Origin of the sequence: Streptomyces sp. NPDC049887 (assembly GCF_040656535.1) — a bacterium.
In the GTDB taxonomy this organism is placed as follows: domain Bacteria; phylum Actinomycetota; class Actinomycetes; order Streptomycetales; family Streptomycetaceae; genus Streptomyces.
Genome location: NZ_JBFAMM010000007.1, coordinates 245,554 through 265,617 on the forward strand (window position 1 = coordinate 245,554; position 20,064 = coordinate 265,617).

14 protein-coding genes are annotated in these 20,064 nt (G+C 69.1%); 10 read left to right on the forward strand and 4 right to left on the reverse strand.

Annotated features, from left to right (window positions below; genetic code table 11):
- Positions 1-120: 120 nt before the first annotated feature.
- Genes AB0J10_RS11815 through AB0J10_RS11830 form a run of 4 tightly spaced genes read right to left on the reverse strand, consistent with a single transcriptional unit; the run spans position 121 to position 3,927 of the window.
- Positions 121-900: a succinate dehydrogenase/fumarate reductase iron-sulfur subunit gene (locus AB0J10_RS11815; protein WP_363060367.1), complete on the reverse strand. Its 780-nt coding sequence runs from the start codon at positions 898-900 to the stop codon at positions 121-123.
- On the reverse strand, positions 897-2,852 hold the full coding sequence (locus AB0J10_RS11820; RefSeq protein ID WP_363060369.1) for a fumarate reductase/succinate dehydrogenase flavoprotein subunit: 1,956 nt from the start codon (positions 2,850-2,852) through the stop codon (positions 897-899). Before AB0J10_RS11820 ends, AB0J10_RS11815 begins: the two co-directional genes overlap by 4 nt.
- Before the next feature lie 17 nt (positions 2,853-2,869).
- On the reverse strand, positions 2,870-3,688 hold the full coding sequence (locus tag AB0J10_RS11825) for a hypothetical protein (RefSeq protein WP_363060371.1): 819 nt from the start codon (positions 3,686-3,688) through the stop codon (positions 2,870-2,872).
- Positions 3,689-3,696: 8 nt separating this feature from the next.
- Complete coding sequence (locus AB0J10_RS11830) at positions 3,697-3,927, reverse strand: hypothetical protein (RefSeq protein WP_363060373.1); 231 nt, start codon at positions 3,925-3,927, stop codon at positions 3,697-3,699.
- Between the two features lie 303 nt (positions 3,928-4,230).
- On the opposite strand from AB0J10_RS11830, the gene AB0J10_RS11835 reads away from it, so the two are divergent.
- The 10 genes from AB0J10_RS11835 (at position 4,231) to AB0J10_RS11880 (ending at position 20,061) form a co-directional block, all read left to right on the forward strand.
- Entirely contained in the window at positions 4,231-6,669 is a 2,439-nt protein-coding gene (locus AB0J10_RS11835) for an ABC transporter family substrate-binding protein (RefSeq protein WP_363060375.1), read from the forward strand.
- Positions 6,670-7,330: 661 nt separating this feature from the next.
- Entirely contained in the window at positions 7,331-9,238 is a 1,908-nt protein-coding gene (gene typA, locus AB0J10_RS11840; protein ID WP_363060377.1) for a translational GTPase TypA, read from the forward strand.
- An 820-nt stretch (positions 9,239-10,058) separates the two neighbouring features.
- Complete coding sequence (locus AB0J10_RS11845; RefSeq protein ID WP_363060379.1) at positions 10,059-11,108, forward strand: ABC transporter permease; 1,050 nt, start codon at positions 10,059-10,061, stop codon at positions 11,106-11,108.
- Between the two features lie 98 nt (positions 11,109-11,206).
- A complete protein-coding gene (locus AB0J10_RS11850) occupies positions 11,207-13,003 on the forward strand; it encodes an ABC transporter substrate-binding protein (RefSeq protein ID WP_363060381.1) in 1,797 nt (598 codons plus the stop codon).
- Between the two features lie 107 nt (positions 13,004-13,110).
- The gene (locus AB0J10_RS11855; protein ID WP_363060383.1) at positions 13,111-14,088 is read left to right on the forward strand and encodes an ABC transporter permease; all 978 of its coding nucleotides are present in this window, start codon (positions 13,111-13,113) and stop codon (positions 14,086-14,088) included.
- Between the two features lie 10 nt (positions 14,089-14,098).
- Positions 14,099-15,160, forward strand: coding sequence for an ABC transporter ATP-binding protein (locus AB0J10_RS11860; RefSeq protein ID WP_363060385.1), 1,062 nt, complete (start codon positions 14,099-14,101; stop codon positions 15,158-15,160).
- 14 nt (positions 15,161-15,174) lie between these two features.
- Positions 15,175-16,293 carry a dipeptide ABC transporter ATP-binding protein gene (locus AB0J10_RS11865; protein ID WP_363060387.1) on the forward strand — a complete coding sequence of 373 codons (1,119 nt, stop codon included), beginning with the start codon at positions 15,175-15,177 and terminating at the stop codon, positions 16,291-16,293.
- Between the two features lie 215 nt (positions 16,294-16,508).
- Positions 16,509-18,134, forward strand: a complete 1,626-nt coding sequence (locus tag AB0J10_RS11870; RefSeq protein WP_363060389.1) for an ABC transporter substrate-binding protein — start codon at positions 16,509-16,511, stop codon at positions 18,132-18,134.
- 30 nt (positions 18,135-18,164) lie between these two features.
- Positions 18,165-19,088: an ABC transporter permease gene (locus AB0J10_RS11875; protein WP_363060391.1), complete on the forward strand. Its 924-nt coding sequence runs from the start codon at positions 18,165-18,167 to the stop codon at positions 19,086-19,088.
- Positions 19,081-20,061, forward strand: coding sequence for an ABC transporter permease (locus AB0J10_RS11880; protein WP_363060393.1), 981 nt, complete (start codon positions 19,081-19,083; stop codon positions 20,059-20,061). The genes AB0J10_RS11875 and AB0J10_RS11880 overlap by 8 nt, the downstream gene beginning before the upstream one ends.
- Positions 20,062-20,064: the final 3 nt, after the last annotated feature.

The following is a 20,064-nucleotide window of genomic DNA, read 5'->3' on the forward strand; positions in this document are numbered from 1 at the left end:
CGCCCCCGGACACGTCCCCCCCGGACACGTCCCCCCGGGGCACGTCCCCGCCGGGCACGTCCGCCCCTCGGACACGTCCGTGCCCGGACGTGGACGCCCGGGCACGGAGGGGGGACGGCGCTACGTGGTGTGCTCGTCCCGGCGGCGGATCCTGCTGCCCAGCCACACCAGCGGGTCGTACTTCCGGTCGACCGCGCGCTCCTTGAGCGGGATCAGTGCGTTGTCCGTGATGTGGATGCCCTCGGGGCACACCTCGGTGCAGCACTTGGTGATGTTGCAGTATCCCAGGCCGTGGTCCTCCTGCGCCGTGCGCTTGCGGTCGAGGCCCGACTCGGCGGCCGCGTCCAGCGGGTGCATGTCGAGCTCGGCCACGCGCATCAGGAAACGCGGCCCGGCGAAGGCCGCCTTGTTCTCCTCGTGGTCACGCACCACATGACAGGTGTCCTGGCACAGGAAGCACTCGATGCACTTGCGGAACTCCTGCGAGCGGTCCACATCGATCTGCTGCATCCGGTACTCGCCCGCCGCGACGCCCTGCGGCGGCACGAAGGAGGGAACCTCACGGGCCTTGGCGTAGTTGAACGACACGTCCGTGACCAGGTCGCGCACCACCGGGAAGGCTCGCAGCGGAGTCACCGTGATGGTCTCGGCACGGTTGAAGACCGACATGCGGGTCATGCACAGCAGCCGGGGACGGCCGTTGATCTCCGCGCTGCACGAACCGCACTTGCCCGCCTTGCAGTTCCATCGCACCGCGAGATCCGGTGCCTGGGTGGCCTGCAGTCGGTGGACGATGTCGAGGACGACCTCTCCGTCGTGGACCTCGACCGTGAAGTCCTCGAGCCCCCCGCCGTCCTGGTCGCCCCGCCAGACCCTGAACCGAGCGTCGTACGTGCTCATTCGTACAGCTCCTCTTCGGCGAGGTACTTGACCAGCTCTTCCTTCTCGAAGAGGGCGAGCAGGTCGTGGCGGATGGGCTCGGTGGTCTGCCGTGCGAGGTCGATCTGACCGCGCACGGCGGGGTCGGCGGCCGGAGCGCCGGGCTCCAACGGCCCGAAGGACAGCGAGCGGTCGGCGAGCCGGCACAGCAGATTGATCCGGCGCCACTCCCGCTCCATCGCCGGGTAGTCCTCGCGGGTGTGGCCGCCGCGGCTCTCGGTGCGCTCCAGGGCGGACCGGGCGATGCACTCGCTGACCAGCAGCATGTTGCGCAGGTCCAGGGCGAGGTGCCAGCCCGGATTGAACTGGCGGTGGCCCTCCACGCCCGCCCGCCTGGCACGGACCCGCAGATCGGCGAGCCGCTTCAGCGCCTGCCCCATCTCGGACTCCCGCCGGATGATGCCGACCAGGTCGTTCATCGTCTGCTGGAGCTCCTGGTGGAGCGTGTACGGGTTCTCCGGAGGGGCGTCCGGCTCGGGGCCCTCGGCACTGAAGGGCCGCAGCGCCTCCGTCGCGGCCGCGTCGATCTGCTCCTCGTCGACCGGGGGCCGCTGCCCGGCGAGGCCGGCCGCGTACTCCGCGGCGTGCAGTCCGGCGCGCCGTCCGAAGACCAGCAGGTCCGAGAGGGAGTTGCCGCCGAGCCGGTTGGAGCCGTGCATGCCGCCGGCGACCTCGCCCGCCGCGTACAGGCCGGGCACGCCGACCGCCGAAGCGGTGTCCGAGTCGACCGCGATCCCGCCCATCACGTAGTGGCAGGTCGGTCCGACCTCCATCGCCTCCGCGGTGATGTCCACGTCCGCCAGCTCCTTGAACTGGTGGTACATGGACGGCAGCCGGCGTTTGATCACCTCGGCCGGCATCCGGGTGGAGACGTCCAGGAACACCCCGCCGTGCGGTGAGCCGCGGCCCGCCTTCACCTCGGCGTTGATCGCCCGGGCGACTTCGTCGCGGGGGAGCAGTTCGGGCGGGCGCCGGTTGTTGTCCGGGTCCTCGTACCAGCGGTCGCCCTCCTCCTCCGTCTCCGCGTACTTCTCCTTGAAGACGTCCGGGACGTAGTCGAACATGAACCGCTCGCCCTCGGAGTTGCGCAGCACCCCTCCGTCGCCGCGCACCGACTCGGTGACGAGGATGCCCTTCACCGAGGGCGGCCAGACCATTCCGGTCGGATGGAACTGCACGAACTCCATGTTCAGCAGCGGCGCGCCGGCGAGCAGCGCCAGCGCGTGGCCGTCGCCGGTGTACTCCCAGGAGTTGGAGGTCACCTTGAAGGACTTGCCGATGCCGCCGGTGGCCAGCACGACCGCCGGGGCCTCCAGCACGAAGAAGCGTCCGGATTCGCGCTCGTAGCAGAACGCGCCCGAGACCCTGTCGCCGTCCTTGAGCACCCGGGTCACCGTGCACTCCTGGAAGACCTTGAGGCGGGCCTCGTAGTCGCCGAACTCCTTCTCGTCCTCCTGCTGGAGCGCGACGATCTTCTGCTGGAGGGTCCGGATCAGCTCCAGCCCGGTCCGGTCGCCGACGTGCGCCAGCCGCGGGTACTCGTGACCGCCGAAGTTGCGCTGGGAGATCTTCCCGTCCTTGGTGCGGTCGAAGAGCGCGCCCCAGGTCTCCAGCTCCCAGACCCGGTCGGGAGCCTCCTGGGCGTGCAGCTCCGCCATCCGCCACTGGTTGAGGAACTTGCCGCCGCGCATGGTGTCGCGGAAGTGGACCTGCCAGTTGTCATGGGAGTTCACATTGCCCATGGAGGCGGCGATCCCGCCCTCCGCCATCACGGTGTGGGCCTTGCCGAACAGGGACTTGCAGATGACGGCCGTACGAGCGCCCGCCTCGCGCGCCTCGATGGCGGCCCGCAGTCCCGCACCACCCGCGCCCACGACGACAACATCCCACTGCTGCCGTTCGAGCTCAGTCATCGGTGAGCACCTTTCCCCTAGAAGAAGCGCGGATCGGCGAAGGCGCCGGTGGCGAGCAGGTAGACGTAGAAGTCGGCGAGGGCGACACTGATCAACGACGCCCAGGCGAGCAGCATGTGACGCTCAGTCAGCCTGCCGACGTACCCCCACAACCGGTAGCGCACCGGGTGCTTGGAGAAGTGACGCAGCCGGCCGCCGATGATGTGCCGGCAGGAGTGGCAGGACAGGGTGTACGCCCAGATCAGCACGATGTTGACGAGGAACACCAGGGTGCCGAGGCCCATGTGGCCCCAGGCGTAGGTCTCGTCGCGGAAGGCGAGCACCGTGTCGTAGGTGAGGATGCCCGCCACCGGAAGCGCCGCGTAGAAGAAGTAGCGGTGCATGTTCTGCAGGATCAGCGGGAATCGGGTCTCGCCGGTGTACTTCGCGTGCGGCTCGGCGACCGCGCAGGCCGGGGGCGAGGCCCAGAAGCCCCGGTAGTAGGCCTTGCGGTAGTAGTAGCAGGTCAGCCGGAAGCCCAGCGGGAAGATCAGGATCAGCAGGGCGGGGGACAGGCCCCACCAGCTGCCGAAGATCTCCCAGTTGGGGCCGCCCTTCATGGGCACGCAGTTCTCGGCGAGACAGGGCGAGTAGAACGGCGAGACGTACGGCGCGGCGTAGTAGTCGCTGTTCGAGAAGGCCCGCCAGGTCGAGTAGACGATGAAGGCGAGCAGGCCGCCGGCGGTCGCGGCGGGCGCGAGCCACCAGCGGTCGGTCCTGAGGTGGCGGGTGGCGATGGCGGCGCGCGAGGCTCCGCGTACGCCTGTGTCGGTATGAGGTTCGGTGCCAGTGGCCAACGAAGCTCCTAGGGCGCGTGCCGGTCGCGCACGCCCAGGCCTTCGTCGTCCGAGTCCGTCCACAGCGAACTGTCGTACGGGGTGTCGGGAATGGTGACCAGGTCTTTCGGGCGGTCGGCCGGCTGGGTCCGGGATGCGTCCCCGCGCTTGGGCGCGAGGCTCCGCTCCAGCCGTTCGACCGTGCGGGTCAGGTCGTCGAGACGGCGTTTGACGTCCGTCAACTCGTCCTGCAGGGACATGAACTGCCCTCACTTCCGCGGTCGCGGGTGGCATGCGGTGTCTGGGGCTCTCCCCCAGAGGGCTGTGTGTGCGCCTGCGAGTGTCGCGCGTCACATCCCTGCTTGTGAAGGCGTGTGCACCGATTCGCGGCGCGCGCCACCCGTTAGGGGCTCCCCGTACGGCCGCATGGGTGGGGTTTTCGGGCCGCTTCGCCGTGTCGGCGGCACGCTCCGTCCTCCGCCCCCTTCAGTGTAGGTGCAATAGGTGTGATCATCTCCAAAATCCACTAAAAGCCCTGCAAACCGGACGAAGAGGTACATGTCATGTCCAAGGTCGACGCCCCGCGCGGGAGGACATGCTCCCGTACACCCTGCTTCCGAGCCTCCGGCTCCCGCTCCGGCCGCACCCGCACGCATCGCACGGTGGCGTTGCTCACCAGCGGGGTCCTGGTCCTGCCGGTGCTGGCCGGCTGCACGTCCGGGGAGGGCGGTCCGGAGGCCGCGGTGGTCCCCGCGGACATCGGCCACGCGGGGCGCAACCAGGTCGAGCAGGGCGGCACACTGCGGTGGGCCGTCGACTCCGTACCCACCACGCTCAACGCGTTCCAGGCCGACGCGGACGGCGCCACCGCCCGGGTCGCCGGTGCCGTGCTCCCCTCCCTCTTCACGCCGGACCAGCGGGGGCGTCCGCAGCTCAACCCCGACTACCTGGAGTCGGCAGAACTCGTGGACCGCGAGCCCAAACAGGTCGTCCTCTACAAGCTCAACCAGGAAGCCGTCTGGACCGACGGGCGGGAGATCGGCGCCCCGGACTTCGTCGCCCAGTGGCGGGCGCTGAACGGCAAGGACTCGGCGTACTGGACGGCACGCAACGCCGGTTACGAGCGGATCGAGAAGATCGAGCGCGGCAAGAGCGACCTGGAGGTCAGGGTCACCTTCGCCCGGCCGTACGCCGACTGGCGATCACTGTTCTCCCCGCTCTACCCGAAGGAGACGATGGGCAGCCCCGCGTCCTTCAACGACGGGGCCCGCGCGGAGCTGCCGGTGACCGCGGGGCCCTTCGCCCTGCAGAAGGTCGACAGCGACGACGGCACCGTCACGCTCGTCCGCAACCCGCGCTGGTGGGGGGACCCGGCCAAGCTCGACTCGCTGGTGCTGCGGGCGGTGCCGCGCGACCGGCGTGCCGCGGCGCTCGCCACCGGTGCCGTCGATCTGGCCGAGATCGACCGGGGCGTCGCGGACCGTATCGCCGTGGCACGCAAGGACCAGGGGGGCGGCAGCGGCGGCAGCGGGCCGGGCGCGGCAGCGGAGGTCGGGGAGTCCGCCGACTCCGAGCAGGAACGTTCCGCCGGGCGGGGCGGCGAGCACGGGAGCGCACTGCTCGCAGGTGAGCGCGGGGACGCCGGACCGATGAGGTTCACCAGCGAGCAGACGGCGCTGCGCGGATTCGTGGTCCGCAAGTCCCTGGAGCCCGCGTACACCCAGCTCGCGCTCAACGGCGAGTCGGGGCCGCTGGCGGACGAGCGGGTACGGCGCGCCGTGGCCCGGGCCTTGGACCGCCGGGAGCTCGCCGAGACGGTGCTGAAGCCCCTCGGTCTGCCCGCGAAGCCCGTCGGCAGCCACCTCGCGCTCGCGGGGCAGCCGGGGTACGCCGACAGCAGCGGCGCCCTCGGTGGCCAGGACACCGCGGAGGCCCAGGCGCTGCTCGCCGACGCGGGCTGGACCCGGGAGGGCGCCCGGGCGGCGGAGTCCGGTACGAAGGCGGGACCCGAGAAGAGCCCGGAGGCCGGGAGCCCGGTCGTGGAGAGTCCGGCGGCCGGGAGCAGCCCGGCGGCGCAGAGCCCGTCCGCACAGAGCCCGTCCGCACAGAGCCCGACGGCGCAGGGGGCGTCTGCTGGTGGTCCCGCCGCGGGCGGCTCGCCCTCCGCCGGCGGCCCGGCGTCGCCCGGGGCCGCGCCGAGCCCGGTGGCCGGAGGCGGTGCCCGCGCCGGGACCGTCGATGGGAGCGCCGCCGTCGCGGTCGCCCCCGCGGCCGGCGGGGACGACAAGCCGGCCGGCCGTCCCCTGGCGGCACCCGCCGGCAGTGACGGCGACAAGGCCATGCCCGAGGCGCACAAGCGGGAGGGCGGGGTTGCGGGCGCCTACGCGCCGGTCGGCACCAGGGCTCCGGGCCGGAACCCGGTCGCGGGACCGCTCGGGAAGGACGGCAAGCCACTCAGCCTCCGCTTCGTGCTGCCCTCGGGCCCGGGCTCGGAGCCGCTGCGCGCGGTCGGGGACCGCATCCGCAGGATGCTCGACGGGGTCGGGATCCGGACCGAGGTGAAGAAGGTCGCCGAGGACAGCTTCTTCAAGGACCACATCGCCTCCGGGCACTACGACCTCGCCCTCTGGTCCTGGCCGGCCACGGCCTACCCGGCGACGGACGCCCGCCCGATCTACGCCAAGCCCGAGCCCGCGACGGACGGGTCGCTGCTGGTGGAGCAGAACTACACCCGGGTCGGGACGGACCGTATCGACCAGCTCTTCGACGAGGCCGTCTCCGAGCTGGACGAGAGGAAGTCCCGGGACCTGATGAAGCAGGTCGACGCCCGCATCTGGGCCGCGGCGGCGTCCATCCCCCTCTACCAGCGCCCGGAGCTGGTGGCCGCCAAGCACGACCTCGCCAACGCCGGCGCCTTCGGCTTCTCGGCACCGCGCTACCAGGACATCGGCTTCGTGAAGGCGAAGCCGGCGCACGGGGCGGGGGCGGACACGGCGGAGTAGCGCCTTCCGGCGCCGTCCGCCGGAGCCCGTCCGCGGCCGCCCCGGCGGAGGGCGCCGATCATGGGGCGGGTGCCAGGGGCCGGGCGGGTCGGTCGGACCCCAGGGGCTTCGGGCGCCTCGCTCCGGACCGCTCGGGGGCGGGGCCCTGGCGGGCTCCCGGGCCCGCTCGCCCGTGCCCGGAGGCCGGAGCTCCTCGCGCCGCCGGCCGTCGCACAGGCTCGCCCGTCCGGTACGTGCGTCCCGGGACCCCCGGGCCCGTACCGAGGACCCAGGACCCCGGTCGCGGCAGGGCGCCCGACCGCATTGCCCGTGCCGTGCCTTCGTCCGCCGCCTCTGAGCCGTGCCGCGCCCGGTGGCCCCGGGACCCCTGTGCCGTGCCGGCCCCGACTCGGTCGATCGCCCCGTTCCTGCCGCTACGGAGCCGCCTCACAGCGCGTTCCGGAGCGGAATCTTCCACTCCGGTGATCCGGACCTCAGAAGCAGCTCAATTCCCTTGCCCGTCGGAGCTCCCGGCGGGCAAGGTCGTACCGGGTCGGGTCGGGCCGGGAAGCCCCTCGCGCGGCGGCCCCGTACCATGGACACAGCCGTGGCGCGTCCGCCCGGCGGGCGTAAGAGGAAACAGACGCCGCATCCCACGATCCGAGAGAAGCGCAAGCCACCCATGCCCACGCGCCACGACATCCGCAACGTCGCCATCGTCGCCCACGTCGACCACGGCAAGACGACCATCGTCGACGCCATGCTGAAGCAGGCCGGAGCCTTCGCCGCGCACCAGCTCGACTCCGTCGACGACCGGGTCATGGACTCGAACGACCTGGAGCGTGAGAAGGGCATCACGATCCTCGCCAAGAACACGGCGGTGAAGTACCACCCCAAGGACGGCGGGGCCCCGATCACCATCAACATCATCGACACCCCCGGCCACGCCGACTTCGGCGGCGAGGTCGAGCGCGGTCTGTCGATGGTCGACGGCGTGGTGCTGCTGGTGGACGCCTCCGAGGGCCCGCTCCCGCAGACGCGCTTCGTGCTCCGCAAGGCGCTCCAGCGCCGGATGCCCGTCATCCTGTGCATCAACAAGACCGACCGTCCGGACTCCCGGATCGACGAGGTCGTCAACGAGACCTACGACCTCTTCCTCGACCTGGACGCCGACGAGGACCAGATCGAGTTCCCGATCGTCTACGCCTGCGGCCGTGACGGCATCGCGTCGCTGACCAAGCCGGAGGACGGCACCGTCCCGGCCGACAGCGAGAACCTGGAGCCGTTCTTCTCCACCATCCTGGAGCACATCCCCGCCCCCACCTACGACGAGGACGCCCCGCTCCAGGCCCACGTCACCAACCTCGACGCCGACAACTTCCTCGGCCGCATCGCGCTGCTCCGCGTCGAGCAGGGCGAGCTCCGCAAGGGCCAGACCGTGGCGTGGATCAAGCGCGACGGCTCGATCTCCAACGTGCGGATCTCCGAGCTGATGATGACCGAGGCGCTCACCCGCAAGCCCGCCGAGGTCGCGGGCCCCGGTGACATCTGCGCCGTCGCCGGCATCCCCGACATCATGATCGGCGAGACCCTGGCCGACCCGGAGAACCCGGTGGCGCTGCCGCTGATCACGGTCGACGAGCCGGCGATCTCCATGACCATCGGCACCAACACCTCCCCCCTCGTGGGCCGCGGTGCCACCGGCAAGGGCGCGGACAACAAGGGCGGCGTCAAGGACCGCAAGGTCACCGCCCGCCAGGTGAAGGACCGCCTCGACCGCGAGCTCATCGGCAACGTCTCGCTCCGCGTCCTCGACACCGAGCGCCCCGACGCCTGGGAGGTCCAGGGCCGTGGCGAGCTGGCCCTGGCGATCCTCGTCGAGACCATGCGTCGGGAGGGCTTCGAGCTGACGATCGGCAAGCCCCAGGTGGTCACCAAGGAGGTCGACGGCAAGCTGCACGAGCCGGTCGAGCGCATGACCATCGACGTGCCCGAGGAGCACATGGGCGCCGTCACCCAGCTCATGGGCGTCCGCAAGGGGCGTATGGACAACATGTCGAACCACGGCTCCGGCTGGGTCCGCATGGAGTTCGTGGTGCCGTCCCGCGGTCTGATCGGCTTCCGTACCGAGTTCCTGACGAACACTCGCGGTACGGGCATCGCCCACTCGATCCACGAGGGCCACGAGCCGTGGTTCGGCAACCTGCAGACCCGCAACAACGGCTCGCTGGTCGCCGACCGGTCGGGTGCCGTCACCGCGTTCGCGATGACGAACCTCCAGGAGCGCGGCGTGCTGTTCGTCGAGCCGGGCACGGAGGTCTACGAAGGCATGATCGTCGGTGAGAACTCCCGCTCGGACGACATGGACGTGAACATCACCAAGGAGAAGAAGCTCACGAACATGCGCTCCTCCACGGCCGATGTGGCGGAGTCCATCGTCCCGCCGCGCAAGCTCTCGCTGGAGCAGTCGCTGGAGTTCTGCCGTGACGACGAGTGCGTCGAGGTGACCCCGGAGGCCGTGCGCATCCGCAAGGTGAACCTGGACGCCCGCGAGCGCGCCCGCGCCGCCTCCAGGGCCAAGCACGGCTGAACCGTTCGGTTCCGGACATCGGGACCAGACTGACCGCGACGGCCCGGGAGACCCCGATCGAGGGGACTCCCGGGCCGTTTCCGTGCGCGCCCTCGTCTGGGAGACTGCGTGCGGCCGGCCCGTCCGCCGGGACCGTCAACAGATTTTCCTGCGCCACTTGTCCGACTATCGGACGTAGCTCACCGGAAACCTGTATTAACAGTCCGTTTCGCGCGTGTCTGTCTGCGATCCCTTTGTCCGAATTTTGGGCCTCCGGGTCGGGGTGATGTTGCCAAAACGAGATGCTTTAAGTGTGGTTTACAGCCCGAACTTACCTAATAGTTGGCTTCACTGAGCTCGGGTCAACGGGTCACGCGCTGTGGGGAGCGCCGACTCACGAGCACACGGGGCACGGATCTCGCCGTCAGGGGTGTCGGCGTTGTCATGTGCCCACCCTTGCAGTGAATACGTGGACTCATGAGGAGGAACCCATGCGCGGTGCCACGAGCACCAGTGGGCTCGGGTCGTCGAAGATGGCTCGGACGACCGGTTTGCAGCGCACGTCATCCGGTCCGGTCGCCGGCAGCGGCCGGCGAATCTGAGATCCGGTCAACCGCTCGGCTCGCGTTCCTTGGGGTTCCGCCCCCAACTGACGCTCTTTCCAGTCGCCCCGCGCCCACGGGAGAACCCGTTCGCCGGCGTGGTGTCACTGCCGTGCCCGTCTTCAGGTGACGGGCAGGCTCGGCAAGACCGTCACGCAGCACGCCGGAACGGGCCTCAGGCCCGGTCGTCTACGCGCGCAGGACCGCGGGTCACCCGACACCCGTGAATGGACACCATCATGACCAGTCCAATTGAGATCGAGGGCGAGACCGCCTCTGTCACCTTGGACAAGGAGACCGCTGCTGGGAACGACAGCGCGGACAAGGGCGAGGACAAGAAGGAACTCACCGGCCGGTCGCCCGGCCGGCTGATGTGGGCGCGTTTCAAGCGCGACCGCACGGGCGTGATCTCCGCCTGTGTGGTGCTCTTCTTCTTCGTCGTCGCCGCGCTGGCCCCGGTGATCTCTGCCGTGTACGGCAAGAACCCTTACACGCTGTACGCGCAGGAGCCGGACTACCCGTTCCTGCTCGACGACTTCGCCATGCCCAACGGTCCGTTCGGCGGCATGTCGGGCGAGTTCTGGTTCGGTGTCGAGCCCAACCTGGGCCGTGACGTGTTCACCATGCTGCTCTACGGCATGCGCACGTCGCTGTTCATGGCGCTGATCCTGACGTTCCTCAGTGTGGTGACCGGCGTGGTCATCGGACTGGTCGGCGGCTACTTCGGCGGCAAGGTGGACTACTGGCTGGGCCGGGTGACGGACTTCTTCCTGTCCTTCCCCAACCAGTTGTTCTTCATCGCCTTCATGCCCGTGGTGACGGCGCTGTTCGTCTCCCCGACGGACGAGACGCCGACCTATCTGCGGGCGGTCGCGATCATCCTGGTGATGTGGTTCCTCGGCTGGATGGGTATGGCCCGTCTGGTGCGCAGCTCTGTACTCTCCCTGCGAGAGCGGGAGTTCGTCGAGGCGGCGAAGGTCTCCGGAGCCCCTCGGTCGCGGATCGTCTTCAAGGAGATCCTGCCGAACATCGTCACTCCCATCCTGGTGCAGGGCACGTACATGCTGCCCAGCTCAATCCTCTCCATCGCCTTCCTCTCGTACGTGGGTGTCGGCTTCGTCGAGCCCACTCCCGACTGGGGCCGCATGTTCGCCATCGGCGCCAGGCTCTACGAGCAGGACCCGGCCTTCATGTTCTTCCCCGGTGTCGCGATGGTGATCTTCGTCCTGGCCTTCAACCTCCTTGGTGACTCGGTCCGGGACGCGTTCGACCCCAAGACCGGACGGTGACGTCCACGTGCGAGGGCAGCTGCCGCCCTCGCGCCGGGCAACCGGACGGCCAGGCAGCTCTTCTGGATAACAACCGACAGGTAGGTGCAACGAGCATCATGAATGCCATTCGATCGCGCTCCGCACGCGCCATAGTCGTCGCGATGGCGGCCGGCTCGCTGGCGCTGACCGCATGCTCCGGCAACAGCGGCAAGAACGCCAAGGACGAGTCGAAGTCCCAGGCTGACGCCTCGGCCCAGTCGAAGCCGGTTGCCTACGGTGACGCTGCCGCCTCCAACGGCCCGGCTGCCGAGGTCCCGGGTGCCAAGCCCGGCGGCATCATCAACGTCTACGCCCAGTCGGACATGACCCACATGGACCCGGGTCAGATCTACGTCAGCGACGCCGGCCAGTTCTCCAACCTGATCCACCGTGGTCTGACGAACTACCAGGAGGACGACCAGGGCAACCTGACCGTCGTCGGTGACATCGCCACCGACTCCGGCAAGTCCTCCAACGGCGGCAAGACCTGGACCTTCACCCTGAAGGACGGCATCAAGGACGAGGACGGCAACGCCATCACGTCCGCCGACGTCCGCCACTCGATCGAGCGCCTGTACGCGAAGCACATCTTCGACGGCCCGTCGTTCGTCCAGTCGTGGCTCTCCGGCAACGACTACCGCAAGGCGCTGCCGGACGGCCCGTACAAGGGCAAGCACCTGCCCGACACGGTCCTCGCGACCCCGGACGCCAAGACGGTCGTCTTCAACTTCGGCCAGCCGCGCCCGGACCTGCCGCAGGCCCTGGCCATGGCCGGTTACTCCATCGTTCCGCAGAAGGCGGACACGAAGGAGAAGTACGACAAGGCCCCCAAGGCCCTCGGCCCGTACAAGATCGCCGAGTACAAGGCCGGCAAGTCCCTCAAGCTGGTGAAGAACACCAACTGGGACCCGAAGACGGACGCCGTGCGCCACCAGTACGTGGACGGCTACAACTTCACCACCACCATCGACCCGGTCAACCAGACCAAGCGTCTGATCGCCGACCAGGGCGACGCCAAGAACGCCATCCAGTTCTCGGACCAGGTCGACACGGACCAGATGCAGGCCGTGATCACCAACGCGAAGGTGAACGCCCGCACGATCAAGGGCTACCAGCCCTACGTCTGGCAGCTGACCTTCAACCTCGACCGCATGAAGGACAAGAAGGTCCGTGACGCCATCGCGCACGCGATGCCGAGTGCGGCCATGGTCCAGGCCGACGGCGGCAAGTACGGCGGTGAGGTCGCCGGTGGCCTGTTCGCCCCGACCCTGCCGGGCTTCGACAAGAGCTACGACCCGTTCGGCAAGCTGAAGAAGCCCAACGGTGACGTCGAGAAGGCCAAGGAGCTGCTGAAGGAGGCGGGTGTCAAGGAGGGCACGAAGCTCACCTACGCCTACTCCAACACCCCGCGTGGCCAGAAGCAGCAGGTCATCGTCAAGGACGCGCTGGCCAAGATCGGCTTCGACGTGCAGGCCAAGGAGATCGACCGGGCCGCGTACTACGAGACCATCGGCAAGATCAAGAACCCGTACGACCTGTACATGACCGGCTGGGGTCAGGACTGGTCCTCCCCGTCCACGGTCGTCACCCCGGTCTACGACGGCGGTCTGATCTCCGACGGTGCCTCGAACTACTCCCACATCAACGACCCCAAGGTCAACGCCCTCATCCAGGAGGCGCTGAAGCTTGAGCCGCAGGCTGCGGCCAAGAAGTGGGAAGAGGCCCACCACCGCATCGTGGAGGAGATCAACCCGGCCGTCCCGGTCTACTACTCCAAGATGGTCCAGCTGTTCGGTTCGAACATCGGCGGCGCCAAGTACAGCACCGAGTCGAGCTACATCGACATCAACGACCTGTACCTGAAGCAGCCGTAACACCGGCTCACGGCTGACCCGTGGGGGTGCGCGCCAGGCGGAGCGCACCCCCACGGGACATCAACCCCTCACCGCCCCGCCGCTTCCGAAGAGAGCAGCTTCCCGCCATGCTTCAGTTCCTCATCCGCAGGCTGACCGGCGCCGTCGTGATCATGTTCCTGATCGGCGCGTTCACGTTCTTCCTGTTCTACACGATCCCCCAGGACTTCGCCGCGCTCTCCTGCGGCAAGAACTGCTCCCCGGAGAACCTCGCGGTCATCCGCGAGAACCTCGGCCTCGACAAGCCGATCTGGACGCAGTTCTGGGACTTCATGGTCGGAATCGTTGCCGGCCGGGACTTCCCCGTCGGCCGCTGCGACGCTCCCTGCCTCGGAGTCTCCTTCCACACCGGTGACTTCGTGTGGGACTCCATCCTCGACCGCTTCCCGCTGACGCTCTCCCTGACCGTCGGTGGCCTGGTCATCTTCCTGGTCCTGGGCCTCGGCTCGGGTCTGCTCGCCGCCTGGAAGCGCGGCACCTCGCTCGACAAGGCCGTCAGCGGTGCCTCCATGGTGCTCAGCTCGTTCCAGATCTACTTCCTGGGGCCGATCGTTCTTGGCATCTTCGTCTACAGCACCGGCTGGCTGGAGAGCCCCAAGTACGTTCCGTTCACGGACAGTCCCGCTGCCTGGGCCCTGGGCCTGCTGATCCCCTGGGCCGTCATGGCCACGATCTTCACCGCGCAGTACACGCGTATGGCGCGCTCCACCATGATCGAGCAGCTCCAGGAGGAGCACGTCCGCACCGCCCGGGCCAAGGGCATGCGCCAGCGGTACGTCTTCTTCCGCTACGCCTGGCGCGGTTCGCTCACCCCCATCGTCACCATCCTCGGCATGGACCTCAGCGGCCTCCTCGCGGGCGCCGTGGTCACCGAGTTCACCTTCGACCTGGCGGGCATCGGCCGTCTCGCGGTGGACTCGTCGCTGACCAAGGACCTGCCGCTGACGATGGGCGTGATGCTGTTCGGAGCCTTCTTCATCCTGCTCCTGAACATCCTCGTGGACCTCGCCTACGCCTACATCGACCCGCGCGTGCGCCTCGCCTAGGAGAACGACCGTGACCACAATGACCAAGACCGAAGACACACCGGCCCCGACCGGGCCGGAGGCCTTCCTCTCGGTCCGCGACCTGCGGGTGCGGTTCTCCACCGAGGACGGCGTCGTCAAGGCGGTGGACGGGCTCTCGTTCGACGTCGAGCGGGGCAAGACCCTCGGCATCGTGGGCGAGTCGGGCTCCGGCAAGTCCGTGACGAACCTGACCGTCCTCGGACTGCACAACCGCAAGACCACCGCCATCGACGGCGAGATCGTCCTGGACGGCCAGGAGCTGACCGGAGCGTCCGAGAAGGAGCTGGAGAAGCTCCGCGGCAACAAGGTCGCGATGATCTTCCAGGACCCGCTCACCGCGCTGTCGCCGTACTACACCGTGGGGCGGCAGCTCTCCGAGCCGTTCATGAAGCACCGAGGCGCCTCCAAGAAGGAGGCGAAGGCCAGGGCCATCGAGATGCTCGACAAGGTCGGCATCCCCCAGCCCGCGCTGCGCTTCAACGACTACCCGCACCAGTTCTCCGGCGGTATGCGCCAGCGCGCCATGATCGCCATGGCGCTGATGTGCGACCCGGACCTGCTGATCGCGGACGAGCCCACCACGGCACTCGACGTGACCGTGCAGGCCCAGATCCTCGACCTGCTCAAGGACCTCCAGCAGGAGTTCGGGTCGGCGATCATCTTCATCACCCACGACCTGGGCGTCATCGCCAACATGGCCGACGATCTGCTCGTGATGTACGCGGGACGGGCGGTGGAGCGCGGCAGCGTCCGCGAGGTGCTCCGGGCGCCCCAGCACCCGTACACCTGGGGTCTGCTCAGCTCGATGCCGCGTCTGGGCGGGGACACCGGCGAGTCGCTGGTGCCGATCCCGGGTTCGCCTCCGTCGCTGCTCAACCCGCCGTCCGGCTGCCCCTTCCACCCGCGCTGCGCCTTCACCGACAAGGTCAGTGGCGCGTCGTGCTCGGGCGAGCGGCCGTTGCTGGGTGCGGGGCGCGCGGCCGCGTGCCACCTCACGGGGGAGCAGAAGCAGACCATCTTCATCGATCAGATCAAGCCCCGGCTGGGCTAGGGAGACGCAGAGACATGAGCGAGAACGTCACTCTGCCGAAGCAGCAGGGACCTACCGACAAGCCCGCGGGCGAGCCGCTGCTCACCGTCGAGGGCCTGACGAAGCACTTCCCCATCTACGGCGGCTTCCCCTTCAGGCGCCAGGTGGGTGCGGTCAAGGCGGTGGACGGGGTCGACCTGACCGTGCACGCCGGTGAGTCCCTCGGTCTCGTCGGCGAGTCCGGCTGTGGCAAGTCCACGACCGGCCGGCTGATCACCCGGCTGATGGAGCCGACCGGCGGAAAGATCACTTACGCCGGCCGGGACATCACCCGCGCGAACCGCAAGCAGCTCGCGCCGGTCCGGTCCGAGATCCAGATGATCTTCCAGGACCCGTACTCGTCGCTGAATCCGCGGCAGACCGTCGGCACCATCATCAAGAGCCCGATGGAGGTCAACGGCATCAACCCGCCCGGCGGCCGTGAGAACCGGGTGCGGGAGCTGCTGGAGACCGTGGGTCTCAACCCCGAGCACTACAACCGCTTCCCGCACGAGTTCTCCGGCGGTCAGCGGCAGCGCATCGGTGTGGCCAGGGCCCTGGCCCTGGAGCCGAAGCTGATCGTCGCCGACGAGCCGGTCTCCGCGCTGGACGTGTCGATCCAGGCGCAGGTCGTCAACCTGCTGCAGAAGGTCCAGGACGAGCTGGGTATCGCCTTCCTCTTCATCGCCCACGACCTGGCGGTCGTGCGGCACTTCTCGCAGCGCGTGGCCGTGATGTACCTGGGCAAGGTGATGGAGGTCGCGGACCGCGACTCGCTGTACAACCGGCCCCGTCACCCGTACACGCACGCCCTGCTCTCGGCGGTGCCCGAGGCGGACGTGGACACGACCGACAAGGAGCGGATCCGTCTCGCCGGCGACGTGCCCTCTCCGGTGAACCCGCCGTCCGGCTGCCGCTTCCGCACCCGCTGCTGGAAGGCGCAGGACAAGTGCGCGACCGAGGAGCCGCCGCTGGTGCAGATCTCCGGGAACCGCGAGGGCCACCTGACGGCCTGCCATTTCCCGGAGGACCCCTCGACCGGGACCCGCACCGAGGACGTCGTCATGGACCCGGCGCTCGCGGCGCTGGAGTCGGAGCACGGCTCCGACGACTGACGGCCCGGCGCCGCGTACGGCCGGATCGGTAAACGCCCCGGTCGCCCTCAGGGCGACCGGGGCGTTCGTTCTCAGCGGCCACCGGACGACCCGCGCCCGCGCCTCGCTCGCCCATTCGGCCCAACCGGATTCCTCCCGGGTGTCGTACAAGTGCACCGGTCCCGCCTCGGGCGATAGTGGCCCCACAGAGGTCCCGGTCGCCGAGGAGGCACTCCATGCGCGGAGCCGCTCACGTCACCCGGGCCGCCTGCGCGGTCGCCGTCGCCCTCGCGGCCGGTGCCTGCGGGGGCGGCGGAGCCCCCGCGGGCGGCCCGGACGGGATCGTGACGTCGTCCTGGGGAGACCCCCAGAACCCCCTGGAACCGGCGAACACCAACGAGGTCCAGGGCGGCAAGGTCCTCGACATGATCTTCCGGGGACTGAAGCGCTACGACCCGAAGACGGGCGAGGCCGAGGACATGCTCGCCGAGCGGATCGACACGACCGACTCCGTCCACTTCACCGTCACGGTCAGGAGCGGCTGGACCTTCTCCAACGGCGAGCCCGTGACCGCGAAGTCCTTCGTCGACGCCTGGAACTACGGCGCGCATCTGGGGAACAACCAGCGCAACGCCTACTTCTTCGGTTACATCGAGGGCTACGACCAGGTCCATCCCACCTCCGGACAGCCCACCGCGCAGACCATGTCCGGGCTGAAGGTCACGGGCGAGCGGACCTTCACCGTCAAGCTCACCCAGAAGTTCTCCACCTGGCCCGAGACCCTCGGCTACGCCGCCTTCGCGCCACTGCCGAGCAGCTTCTTCTCCGACCATGACGCCTGGCTGGCCCGACCCGTCGGCAACGGTCCGTACGCCGTCGACAGCTACACCAGGGGTTCCCAGATGTCCCTGCGCCGCTGGGACGGCTACCCGGGTGACGACAAGGCGCGCAACGGCGGCGTCGACCTGAAGGTCTACACCGACAGCAACACCGCCTACACCGACCTGACGGCGGGACACCTCGACCTGGTCGACGACGTGCCGGCGTCCCAGCTCAGGAACGTCGAAGCCGACCTCGGCGACCGCTACATCAACACCCCCGCCGGCATCATCCAGACCATCGCCTTCCCGTACTACGACCCGGACTGGAACAAGCCCGGGCAGGAGAAGGTCCGCAGGGGCCTGTCCATGGCGATCAACCGGCAGCAGATCACCGACACGATCTTCCAGCGGACCCGCACCCCCGCCAAGGACTGGACCTCCCCGGTCCTCGGCCCCGACGGCGGCTACGACGCGTCGTTGTGCGGCGGCTCGTGCACCTACGACCCCGCCCGGGCGCGGACGCTGATCGCCGAGGGCGGCGGCATCCCCGGCGGCCAGGTGAAGATCACGTACAACGCCGACAGCGGCTCCCACAAGGAGTGGGTCGACGCCGTCTGCAACTCCATCAACAACGCGCTCCGCAACGACCGGGCCTGCGTCGGCAACCCCGTCGGTACCTTCGCCGACTACCGCGACCAGATCACGCGGTCGAAGATGAGCGGCCCCTTCCGGGCGGGCTGGCAGATGGACTACCCGCTGATCCAGAACTTCCTCCAGCCGCTCTACTACACCAACGCCTCCTCCAACGACGGCAAATGGAGCAACGAGGAGTTCGACCGGCTGGTCGACCAGGCCAACGCGGAGACCGACCCCGCCAGGGCGATCGAGACCTTCAAGCAGGCGGAGGGCGTGGTACGGGACCAGATGGCGGCCATCCCGCTCTGGTACCAGAACGGCAGCGCCGGCTACTCCGAGCGGATCTCCAACGTCTCCCTGAACCAGTTCAGCGTTCCCGTCTACGAAGAGATCACCGTCGGCTGACGCACCCGCCCCGGACCCGAGGAGCGCCTCATGGGACGTTATGTGATCCGGCGTCTGCTCCAGATGATCCCGGTGTTCGTCGGAGCCACGCTGCTGATCTTCCTGATGGTCAATGTGATGGGCGACCCGATCGCCGGCCTCTGCGGCGAGCGGGAGTGCGACCCGGCCACCGCGGCCCAGCTGCGCAGGGAGTTCGGTCTCGACAAGCCCGTCTGGCAGCAATACCTGACCTACATGGGCAACGTCTTCACCGGGGACTTCGGCACCGCCTTCAACGGGCAGCCGGTCACCGAGCTGATGGCCGACGCCTTCCCGGTCACCATCCGGCTCACCCTGGTGGCGATCGTCTTCGAGATCGTCATCGGCATCGGTCTCGGCGTGCTCACCGGACTGCGCCGCGGCCGCCCCGTCGACACCGGCATCCTGCTGGTCACCCTGGTCGTGATCGCCGTTCCGACCTTCGTCACGGGACTGCTGCTGCAGCTCCTGCTCGGTGTGAAGTGGGGCTGGATCCGGCCTTCCGTGTCCTCCGAGGCCCCGCTCGACGAGCTGATCGTGCCCGGACTCGTCCTCGCCGCCGTCTCGCTCGCCTACGTCACCCGGCTGACCCGGACCTCCATCGCCGAGAACCGCCGCGCCGACTACGTCCGCACGGCCGTCGCCAAGGGCCTGCCCCGCCGCCGCGTCATGACCCACCATCTGCTGCGCAACTCGCTGATCCCGGTGGTCACCTTCATCGGTGCCGACATCGGCGCCCTGATGGGAGGAGCCATCGTCACCGAACGGATCTTCAACATCCACGGTGTCGGCTACCAGCTCTACCAGGGCATCCTCCGCCAGAACACCCAGACCGTCGTCGGTTTCGTCACGGTGCTGGTGCTGGTGTTCCTGCTGGTGAACCTGCTCGTCGACCTGCTGTACGCCGTACTCGACCCGAGGATCCGCTATGCCTGAGGCCCAGTACGACGGCGGACGGGCCATCGCGCCGACCGGTGGCGGCGGAGCCATGGACCTGGCCACCGCCGAGGGCGAGACCCTGGAGAACGCGCCCGCCGGCCCTCCCGGACCCGGCCCCGCCGGCAGACCGCGCAGCCTCCGGTCCGACGCCTGGCACGATCTGCGCCGCAACCCCGTGTTCGTCGTCGCGGCGCTCGTCATCCTCTTCCTGGTCGTCATCTCGATCTGGCCGCAGCTGATCGCCCCCGGCAACCCCCTCGACTGCGACCTCGCCAAGGCCCAGCAGGGCTCCCAGCCCGGCCATCCCTTCGGCTTCGACGGCCAGGGCTGCGACGTCTACACCCGCACCGTCCACGGCGCCCGCACCTCGGTGACCGTCGGCGTCTGCGCCACGCTGGGTGTGGCGCTCCTCGGGTCCGTCCTCGGCGGGCTGGCCGGCTTCTTCGGCCGGGCCCCGGACGCGCTGCTGTCCCGGCTGACCGACGTCTTCTTCGCCATCCCCGTCGTCCTCGGCGGACTGGTGCTGCTGTCCGTGGTCACCAGCAACACCGTCTGGCCGGTGATCGGGTTCATGGTGCTGCTGGGCTGGCCGCAGATCTCCCGCATCGCCCGTGGTTCGGTGATCACCGTCAAGCAGAACGACTACGTGCAGGCAGCCCGGGCCCTCGGCGCCTCGTCCGCACGGCTGCTGCTGAAGCACGTCCTGCCCAACGCCGTGGCGCCGGTGATCGTCGTCGCCACCATCGCGCTCGGGACGTACATCTCGCTGGAGGCGACCCTGTCCTACCTCGGGGTCGGGCTGCGGCCGCCCACGGTCTCCTGGGGCATCGACATCTCCGCCGCGTCGCCCTACATCCGCAACGCCCCGCACATGCTGCTCTGGCCGGCCGGCGCGCTCGCCGTGACCGTGCTCGCGTTCATCATGCTCGGCGACGCGGTGCGCGACGCCCTCGACCCCAAGCTGCGCTGAGGA